The organism is Variovorax sp. P1_H12_2 (assembly GCF_056405335.1).
The window spans coordinates 1-9123 of record NZ_JBFUCI010000259.1; the positions used below are offsets into that span (position 1 = coordinate 1).

The 9123-nt window shown below is 69.0% G+C and carries 11 protein-coding genes; 3 read left to right on the forward strand and 8 right to left on the reverse strand.

Going from position 1 to position 9123, the window contains the following annotated elements; genetic code table 11:
- Both AC1D2K_RS22660 and AC1D2K_RS22665 read left to right on the forward strand, forming a co-directional pair.
- Window positions 1–1252: O-antigen ligase family protein (locus AC1D2K_RS22660; RefSeq protein WP_478091160.1), on the forward strand; the 1252-nt coding region annotated here is incomplete at its 5' end.
- Between the two features lie 44 nt (window positions 1253–1296).
- Window positions 1297–1698, forward strand: a complete 402-nt coding sequence (locus AC1D2K_RS22665) for a cupin domain-containing protein (RefSeq protein ID WP_478091162.1) — start codon at window positions 1297–1299, stop codon at window positions 1696–1698.
- 26 nt (window positions 1699–1724) lie between these two features.
- On the opposite strand, the gene AC1D2K_RS22670 is transcribed toward AC1D2K_RS22665, so the two are convergent.
- The 3 genes from AC1D2K_RS22670 to AC1D2K_RS22680 all read right to left on the reverse strand — a co-directional run bounded on the left by AC1D2K_RS22670 (window position 1725) and on the right by AC1D2K_RS22680 (window position 3335).
- Window positions 1725–2108, reverse strand: coding sequence for a hypothetical protein (locus tag AC1D2K_RS22670; protein ID WP_478091164.1), 384 nt, complete (start codon window positions 2106–2108; stop codon window positions 1725–1727).
- A 70-nt stretch (window positions 2109–2178) separates the two neighbouring features.
- Entirely contained in the window at window positions 2179–2391 is a 213-nt protein-coding gene (locus tag AC1D2K_RS22675) for a zinc-finger domain-containing protein (protein WP_442285544.1), read from the reverse strand.
- Window positions 2392–2396: 5 nt separating this feature from the next.
- On the reverse strand, window positions 2397–3335 hold the full coding sequence (locus AC1D2K_RS22680; protein WP_478091165.1) for a branched-chain amino acid transaminase: 939 nt from the start codon (window positions 3333–3335) through the stop codon (window positions 2397–2399).
- A 115-nt stretch (window positions 3336–3450) separates the two neighbouring features.
- Between AC1D2K_RS22680 and AC1D2K_RS22685 the strand changes: the two genes are divergently transcribed.
- Window positions 3451–4446 carry a recombination-associated protein RdgC gene (locus AC1D2K_RS22685; RefSeq protein WP_478091166.1) on the forward strand — a complete coding sequence of 332 codons (996 nt, stop codon included), beginning with the start codon at window positions 3451–3453 and terminating at the stop codon, window positions 4444–4446.
- Between the two features lie 16 nt (window positions 4447–4462).
- Here the strand turns inward: AC1D2K_RS22685 and AC1D2K_RS22690 are convergent, their stop codons facing one another.
- The 5 genes from AC1D2K_RS22690 to AC1D2K_RS22710 form a co-directional block, all read right to left on the reverse strand.
- Complete coding sequence (locus AC1D2K_RS22690) at window positions 4463–4939, reverse strand: glycerate kinase (RefSeq protein WP_478091168.1); 477 nt, start codon at window positions 4937–4939, stop codon at window positions 4463–4465.
- 87 nt (window positions 4940–5026) lie between these two features.
- Window positions 5027–5419: a hypothetical protein gene (locus tag AC1D2K_RS22695; RefSeq protein ID WP_478091169.1), complete on the reverse strand. Its 393-nt coding sequence runs from the start codon at window positions 5417–5419 to the stop codon at window positions 5027–5029.
- Entirely contained in the window at window positions 5398–6642 is a 1245-nt protein-coding gene (locus AC1D2K_RS22700; protein ID WP_478091170.1) for a glycerophosphodiester phosphodiesterase, read from the reverse strand. The genes AC1D2K_RS22695 and AC1D2K_RS22700 overlap by 22 nt, the downstream gene beginning before the upstream one ends.
- Window positions 6643–6720: 78 nt before the next feature.
- The gene (locus tag AC1D2K_RS22705) at window positions 6721–7935 is read right to left on the reverse strand and encodes a tetratricopeptide repeat protein (protein ID WP_478091172.1); all 1215 of its coding nucleotides are present in this window, start codon (window positions 7933–7935) and stop codon (window positions 6721–6723) included.
- 17 nt (window positions 7936–7952) lie between these two features.
- Window positions 7953–9123: bifunctional metallophosphatase/5'-nucleotidase (locus AC1D2K_RS22710; protein WP_478091173.1), on the reverse strand; the 1171-nt coding region annotated here is incomplete at its 5' end.

A 9123-nucleotide genomic window follows, 5' to 3' on the forward strand; every position in this document is an offset into this window, starting at 1 on the left:
GCTGAGATCGCAATTCGTTCGGGCCGCGGCCATGTTCTGGGGGCTCACGGTGTTCATGCCGGTCGGCGTCACCTACCTGGCAGCGCTGCTGCTGATCGTCGCGCTCGCGGCCGCCGGCGGCTGGCGCGAGCGGGCGGTGCGGCTGCGCCGCAACCCGATGTGGTGGCCGGTGATGGCCTACGTGATCTGGACGCTGGTCATTCTGGCGATCGGGCCGCACTACCCCGAGACAGCCTCGAACCTGGTGCACGGACTGCGCATCGCGGCCACCGTGCTGATGGCGCTGGCGCTCACGCGCGAAGAGGCGATCTGGGCCGTGCGCGGTTTCTGGCTCATGGGGCTCGCGAACATCGTCATGATCGCGCTGTACTACACGGTCGGCTTCCCGATGTGGGAGCCCTGGCGCGGCGTGCTGATCCTGATCGGCAACAAGTCGATCAGCAATGCGCTGCTGTTCACGATCATGGGCGCCTCCGCCGCGGTGTACGGACTCAAGTCGCTCGCCGAGCATCGGCCCTGGCGAGCCGTGGCGGCCTTCGCGCTGGTCCCGGCCGTGATCGCGATCATCACCTTCACGCTGCCTTCGCGCACCTCGCTGCTGGCGCTGCTGCTGGTGATCCCGGCCGCCTGCGTGCACCAGTGGCGGCGGCAGCTCAAGGTGCTGGCGCTGGTGCTGATGGTCGGCGGCGTGGTCGCCATCGGCGGGCTGTGGAACTCGCCGGTGGTGCAGCAGAAGTTCGCGGTCGGCATCCAGGAGATCGAGGCCGCGCAGGCCGGCGAGATCTCCGAGGCCAGCTGGGTGGTGCGCTACTACATGTACCGCGACACCGCCCGCATGATCATCGACCGGCCGCTCACGGGCTGGGGCATCGGCGGCTGGACCGAGCAGTGGCACCTGCGCGGGCCGAAGCTGCTGGACTACAAGAACATGCCCCACAACGACTTCCTCTGGATGGGCGCGCAGAGCGGTGTGCCGGGCGCCCTGAGCCTGCTGGTCATCTGCCTCGTGGCGGTCTGGGTGGCCTGGCGGCGCGACGACCTCGCCGGGCGCCTGGCCTTCGTCGCGACGCTGGTCATGCTGATCGCCACCAGCGTGAACTCGGCCCTGCGTGATGCGCAGATCGGGCTGGCGCTGCTGTGGGTGGCGATGGTCTACCTGCGGCTGGCGCAGGAGCCGGGGGATTCGTGGCGCGGGCTGGTGCCGCCGCGGCGAAATGGGGTGGCACCGGCCGCTGCACTTGCGCCGCTCTGATTTGGCGATCAGATTACGGTCTGACGAACATTTCGGAGAATCGGATGGACCACCCGTCTCATGCGGCACCGCAGCGCTTCGTGATCAGCCACCACCACGAGGCCGATTTCAAGACCGGTGGCTTGCGAGCCTACTCGTCCTACCGCGACCTGGGTGTCGCGGCTGCAACGAACGGGTTGGCTGATGCCCATGTGATCCGCATGGTGGCGCCGTTCCGCACCGAACTCAGCGTGCGACATCACCACGATGTGCAATTCCAGCTGGTCTACTGCCTGAAGGGCTGGTTCGAGACGGACTTCGAGGGCGTCGGACCGCAGCGGCTGGTCGCCGGATCGTGCTGGGTCCAGCCGCCCGGCATCCGCCACACGGTCGTCGGCTGGTCGGACGACTGCGAGCTCCTCGAGATCCTCATGCCCGCCGAACACGAGACGGTCAACGACGCATAGAGCCGAGCCGCGACGCCGGCCCGAGCTCAGCCCTCGAGGCCCCGCTCATAGCCCACGAACGGGCCGAAGAACACCATCTCGCCCTCGAGGCCCGCGGCGACTTCGTGCTGCTTGGGAAGCTCGTCGATGAACTCGGGCCAGGACTGGGCGACGTGGCGGGACCACTCGCCCGGGTCGAGCCGCGTGACCGGCCCCTGGGTGGCCAGGAATTCAAAGCCCTGGGACCTCAGCTTCGCCACCGCGAGCCGCATGGCGGCCTCCTGGTCCGCAGCCGTCGCGTAGGCCGAGACATAGGCGCCGGCGAGCGTCGACGGCAACTTGCCGTTCGAGCCTCGCCCGACCTTGACGTTGATGAGGAACAAGCCGCGCGCCGGAGGCGTCGGCTGCTTTGACTTGAACAAGCCAAACATTGGTTTCGCTCCCGGCGCCGTGCCGCCACGGCGCGCCTTCACGCGCTGCGCGCGAGACGCCCGGGCCAGCTCAGTGGTGGTGCCCCGCAGCCTCGCCCGCCTTGAGGCGGTACACCGTGCCGCAATACGGGCACTTGGCCTCGCCGGTGCGGGCCACGTCGAGGTAGACCTTCGGGTGCGCGCTCCAGAGCTGCATGTCGGCCTTGGGATTGGGGCAGAACACGCCGCCCTGGTCGTTCAGGTCCTTGGCGAGGAGTTCGATGGTGCTCTTGGCGGTGGACATCGTCTTCAGACCTTGGTGAGCCAGTGGGCGTACTTGGGATTGCGGCCGTTCACGATGTCGAAGAAGGCGTTCTGGATCTTCTCGGTGACCGGGCCGCGCGACCCGATGCCGATCTCGACGCGGTCGAGTTCGCGGATCGGCGTGACTTCGGCCGCGGTGCCGGTGAAGAAGGCTTCGTCGGCGATGTAGACCTCGTCGCGCGTGATGCGCTTTTGCACCACCTCGATGCCGAGATCCTTGCAGATGTGCAGGATGGTGTTGCGCGTGATGCCGTTGAGCGCGCCGGCCGAGAGGTCGGGCGTGTAGACCACGCCGCCCTTGACCACGAAGATGTTCTCGCCGGCGCCTTCGGAGACGAAGCCGCTGGCGTCGAGCAGCAGCGCCTCGTCGTAGCCGTCGTCGAGCGCTTCCATGTTGGCCAGGATCGAGTTGCTGTAGTTGCTGACCGCCTTGGCCTGCGTCATCGTGATGTTGACGTGATGGCGCGTGTAGCTCGAGGTCTTGACGCGGATGCCGCGCTTCATGCCTTCTTCGCCGAGGTAGGCGCCCCAGGCCCAGGCCGCGACCATCGCGTGGATCCTGTTGCCCTTGGGGCTGACACCGAGCTTCTCGGAGCCGATCCAGACCAGCGGGCGCAGGTAGCAGCTGTCGAGCTTGTTCTCGCGCACCACCTGTTTCTGGGCCTCGTTGACCTGTTCCTGCGTGAACGGGATCTTCATGCGCAGGATCTTGGCGCTGTTGAACAGCCGCTCGGTGTGCTCGGCCAGCCGGAAGATGGCGGTGCCGTCGACCGTGTCGTAGGCGCGCACGCCCTCGAAGACGCCGCAGCCGTAGTGCAGCGTGTGGCTCAGCACGTGGATCTTGGCTTCGCGCCAGTCCACGAGTTCACCGTCCATCCAGATCTTGCCGTCACGGTCGTCCAGTGCGGGGGGCAGCGCGCTCATGTCTTTGTCCTTCAACCGGGGGGTATGTCGCAAAAGCTTTCGATTTTACCGGCGACGACCGCAGGCGCGGCACCGACAATGGTCGGTTTTGCCAAACAGCCAGAAAAGGGATTCCGTGTCCGTCTTCAAGAACGTCATCGTTTACCGCATCGAAACCACGTGGTCGCAGTCGCTGGACCAGGTCGAACTGGGCCTCGGCACGCAGCGCTTCGCCCCCTGCAGCCCGTCGCAGGAAAGGTCCGCCGGCTGGGTCGAGCCCCGCGGCGAAGACCACGGCCCGCTCGCCGAATCGGTCGCCGGCCAGTGGCTGCTCGAATTCATGATCGAAAGCAAGACGCTTCCGGCCTCGGTGGTGCGCCGCAAGGTCGAGGAGCGCGCCGCGCAGATCGAGGCCACCACCGGCCGCAAGCCCGGCAAGAAGGAAAAAAAGGAGCTCAAGGAAGACGTCACCCACGAGCTGCTCCCGTTGGCCTTCACGCGGCACGCCCGGGTCGCGGTATGGATCGACCCCAAGGCGCACCGGCTGGTGGTCAACGCCAGCAACGCGGCGCGTGCCGACGAAGTGGTCACCAGCCTCGTGAAGTCGCTCGACGGCTTCGCGGTGGCGCTGGTCAACTCGCAGGTCGAGCCTGCGGTCGCGATGTCGGAGTGGCTGTCGAGCCAGGAGCCGCCCGCCGGTTTCACGATCGACCGCGAATGCGAGCTCAAGGCCACCGACGAATCGAAGGCCGTGGTGCGCTACGCCAAGCACCCGCTGGACATCGACGAGGTGCGCCAGCACATTGCCGACGGCAAGCGCCCGACCCGCCTCGCCATGACCTGGGACGACCGCGTCTCCTTCGAGCTGACCGAAGGCCTGCAGCTGCGCAAGATCGTGTTCCTCGAAGGCACGCTCGACGACGCGCCGGCCTCGGGCAAGGAAGACAACTTCGATGCCGACGCGGCGATCGCGACCGGCGAGCTGGGGCAGCTGGTGCCCGAGCTGCTCGAAGCGCTGGGCGGCGAGATGCGCCTGGGCACGGCGGCGGCGGTTGCGGCACCTGCTGCTTCGGCAGCGCCCAAGGCCGATGCCGAGGCCGCGCTGGTCGACGACGACTCGGCGCCGTTCTGATCCGGGCTGGCCGGCCCTAGACCGGCGGGCGCAGCGCGTCGGCGGCGCCGGGCTTGACGGCGTCGGCGCTGGGCGCATCGGCCGGCGACGCGTCGTCCTCGGCCACCGGGGGCCGCACCAGCGTCCATTCGGTGAGCTTGCCGCCCACGAAGGTGGCATCGACCCAGGAGCCGCCGGCATCGGTCCAGCGGAACAGCTCGGGCTGCTCGTTCTTGGGCGAGCGCTGCTCGCCGAGCGCGCGCGTCATCGCGATCACGTGCAGCAGGGTCACCTTGGGCTTGAGCTTGGCGTTGAGCATCACCGCGCTCGCGACCGTGCCGATCGGCCGGTCGGCGGCGCGCTTGAGCACCTGCATCGTGCGGTTGAAGTGCATCAGCAGGAACATGACGATGGCGCCGCCGACCAGTGCCACGCCGGCCCAGCCGTAGCTGCGATAGGCCACGCCGAGCAGGATGAGGCCGCCGACGGGGACGAGGATTTTGCTGAAATTCATGGGGCGATTGTCGCGCGGGCGGGATCGCCCTGATTTACGCCGCGCCGCCGCCGCCGGGGCTCTGCGCCATCGACGCAACAGCGAGCCCTACAAGGCGCGAAGAACGAGCCAGCCGATCGCGGCGATGCCGGCAAGGCCCGCCACCAGCGTCAGGCCAAAGCCCGGCGCCCGCGATTCGTCATCGCGGGCCATCCGCGCCGACGGTGGCGGCGCCGCTGGCGCCGCCTCGGCAAACGGGCTGAAGACCGCGCCGCCCCGCGCCGCCTCCCCGGCGGCCGCGTGGCTCGACGCCTCATCCCCTGACGGCTCCGCCGCGGCGGCGTTCGACACGACCGCGCCGGGCGAGCCGGGCAAACCGCCTTCGCCATGGGCCCATGGCCCGAACGCCGCGGCGGCCAGGACGACACTCGCGAGCCGAAGCCTGCGCATCCGGATGCCGGAGGGACGGCGGCGCCAGCTCAATCGTTGCTGCGTTCGCATTTGCGCGAATTGACCAGGCAGCCGGCGTAGTCGGGATCGTGCTTGAGCAGGAACATCGCACGCGCGGCGACCGCGGTGTCGGCGAAATCGCTGAACACCCCGTCGACGCCGGCCTCGTAGAACGCGAGGTATTCGTTGACCGGGTTGCCGCCGAAGCTGCCGGTCAGCCGCTTCTGCTCGCTGCGAAAGGTGTACGGATGCACCAGCAGCCCCAGACGGTGCGCATTGGCGATCACATCGGTGGGCGGCAGCAGGACGCGGTCGCGCTCGTCGACCACGCCGTCGCCCGTCACGTCGACGCAGGCCCCGCCCTGCACCGACTTGCAGGCGCTCGGGATCAGGTAGGGCTTCCACGGCCCGATGCCGTCGGCATAGCCCTTCACCTCCTGCAGGCCTCGCGGCGTCAGCAGGTCCTTGAACAGGCCGTCGCGGTTCGACACCACCCAGTCGTACGGCTTGTCGTAGGGCTTGCTGAAGTCGAGCGAGCCGTCGGGCTTGACGTCGTTGGCATCGACCAGCTGGATCAGCCGCACGCTGGTCTTGCTGCGCAGGTACCGGAGATTGGCGGTCTCGAAGGACTGGATGAAGACCGGCGYGTTGCGGTGGTTCCAACCGGCCGCGCCGAGCACGGCCAGCAGCCGGTCTTCCAGCGGCAGGCCGATGCCCTGGTGGTAGGTCGGATGCTTGGTCTCCGGATAGATGCCGACGCGGCGCCCTTCTTCGCGCGACTTGCGCTTGGCGAGTTCGATCACCTCGGCGAACGTCGGGATCTGGAACTTGCCATTGAAGGCCTGGTCGCGTTCGGGAAAGGACTGGACCGCGCGCAGCTGCTTGATCTCCGCCAGCGTGAAGTCGCTGGCGAAGAAGCCGTCGGTCGCGACCCCGTCCAGCATGACGGTGCGCCGCCGATCGGCGAACTGCGGCAGGCTCTTGACATTGGTGGTGTCGATCAGGTTGGGCTCGTGCCGCGCGATCAGCTGCCCATCCTTGGTGGCGACCAGATCGGGCTCGATGTAGTCCGCCCCCAGGGCGATGCCCAGTGCATAGGCTTCCAGGGTGTGCTCGGGCAGATAGCCGCTGGCGCCCCCTCGGTGGCCGATCACCAGCGGCGCGTTGTCGGCCCGACGTCGTGCCTGCTCTTGTTGCGCCACGGCAGGCGCCACGGATGCGAACAGCATGCCCATGCCGAGCAGGGCGGCGCAGAACTTCTTTGGGTGGGTCAAGGGAGATCTCCTGTGGGTGTGTGCCTCGGCACGGTAGGCGTCCTGCGTGACAACCGGATGAACCATGGGCGGCGGCGATCAGGGAACGGCGAGGACCTGGAGCGCGAGGCGCAGTCCGCGTTCATAGGCCTCGTCGGCCGGCAACGCACCCGATGGCCGCGCCGATGCCGCGGCGCCCGGCTCACTCGGCGGCGCGGGTGCGGCGGCGGTCTCGGAGAGCACTTGCCAGCGCGCGGCGGGCAGCATCAGGACCTCGCGGTCCGGCCCCGGCAAAGCCATGCCCGCAAGGCGTCCCTGGGCATCGAGCACCGGCCCGCCCTGCGGCCCGTCGGCGACCGGGATGCCCAGGCGCCGGAGTCCGGTGCTGCCCTGGAACGAGCCGAAGAAGCCCTGGCTGAGCCACGGCCAGGCGGGCACGGCGGCGCCCGACTCGGCATATTGCAGGGCAAAGCCGGGGCTTCCGGCGAAGGGATCGCGCGGCGCGACGGCCTGCGATGCCGTCGCGTCCAATGCGGCGTCGAGGCGCAGCACCGCGACGCCGAGCGCCTCCAGCGCGGGCAGGCCGGCGTCCACCCGTGCCCGGGTGGTCCGGCCCAGGCCATTGCGCACCCACAGCGTGCTGGCGGGCGCCAGCCGCACGGCGGCGTTCGGCACCAGGGCCAGCGTTCCATCGCCGATCAGGACAGCGCTTGCGATCACGCGCGCGGCGTCCGGCATCGCCGCCTGCCCTCGCTCCATCACGGCCTGCGGCGCCATCCGGTGCGGCGTCTGCAGCAAGGGCCCCGCCGCCACCGGCAAGGGCGCCGCGAAGGCGCGGCGGACCTCCAATGGCACCGGGTCCTGCGGCGATCTCTGGAGGGTGCCGTCCAGCACCCGCTGCGCGAACGCGTCCTGGCCGCCGACCCGCAGCAGCCACGCGTACAGCGCGCCGGCCGCTGCCGATTCGAGGTGCGCCCCCGAGGTGTGGGCGCAAAACGCGAGTGCACGCCGGTACTGGCCGGCCTGCATGTAAGCCCGCACCAGTCCCATCTCGGTGTCGGGTGCGTGCAGCATCATCGCGGCGCGGTCCAGCACGTCGGTGGCCGCCACGGTGTCTCCACGCGCGAGGGCCGCCTCGGCACTGCCCAGCAGTGCCGAGCGCGCCTCCATCAGCGCCGGGTCGCGCACCCGCATGTCCGTGATCGATGCGGCAGAGCGCGGCAACGCGCCGGCCGTTGCCGGCTGTGCATCGACCTGCGCGCCGCAGAGCCCGAGCCCGATGGCGACTGCGAAGCATGCGGCCCGATGGCTCAAGTCCAATCCTCGAACCGTCAGGGCAAGGCCGTGATGCGCGGGATCGCGAGGGCCGGCAGCGTCGGGTCGTAGGCCGGCTTCGGCGATTTGTAGCCGGCGTTGAAATAGGCCGTGAGCGCATCGACGTCCTGCGCGCCGCCCAGCACGCCGGTGCCGCCCAGCAGCACCGTGAAGCCGTCTCCGCCGCTGGCCATGAAGTTGTTGACGGTGACCCGGTAGGTCCTGGCCGCGTTCTGCACCACGCCGTTGGCGACGATCGTCTCGGACGCGCCGGTCGGCACCGGCGGCGTCACGGTGACATCGGTCGGCGTGAGCACCACGTTGACGATCTTCGAGCACGGCGCGGCGGAGGCGCTCCATGAATACTTCAGGCCGTTCGACACCTGCATGATGCGCTGCGCAGTCTGGCCCTGGCAGCCGACGAACTGCTGCTCCAGCAGGTTCTTCAGCTGCTGCGCGGTCAGCGTCATCGTGACCAGGCTGTTGCCGAACGGCTGCACCGTGAAGGCATTGCCGTAAGTCACGTGGTACGGGTAGCTGCTACCGGCGATCGCGAAGCCCGGGCTGCGCACCCCGCCCGCGTTCATGAAAGCCATCACCGCGCCGCCGAGCGCAGCGGGCTGCGTGGCCTGCAATTGGGCGTCGGCGATCAGGCTGCCGGCCGGCATTTCGCCGGCGCTGTTCGCGCTGTTGGGCAGCGGCGCGGCGATCGTGCCGATGACCTGGTTGGCCAGCGGCGACACCAGCGCGCTGTAACCGTCCACGATGTTCTTGACGCTGGGGTCGGTGCGGATGGCGTCGTTGATCGCGACGTCCGTGCGATCGACCAGCCGGTTGGTCGCCGACACCGCAAGCACCTTGTGCGAACGCGGATGCAGGGTCAGGTCGATGTCGCTCAGCACACGGCCGAAGGCGCTGGCGCTGGTGACGGGGACCAGGCGGCCCTCGCTGTTGGGCAAGCCCGTCGGACGCGGTGCGCTGACCGCCACGCCGTTGACGTTCTTGACGTCGACCGTGCTGGCCGAGCAGTTGTAGGCCGAGTGCGTGTGGCCGCTGATCACCAGGTCGACGCGGTTGTCGAGCCGCTTGACGATGTTGGCGATCTCGGAGTCGCTGCCGTCGACGTTCTTCAGGTTGCCGTCGCAGCCGTTGATGTCGCCGACGTTCGGGCTGGTCTGGAAACCGCCC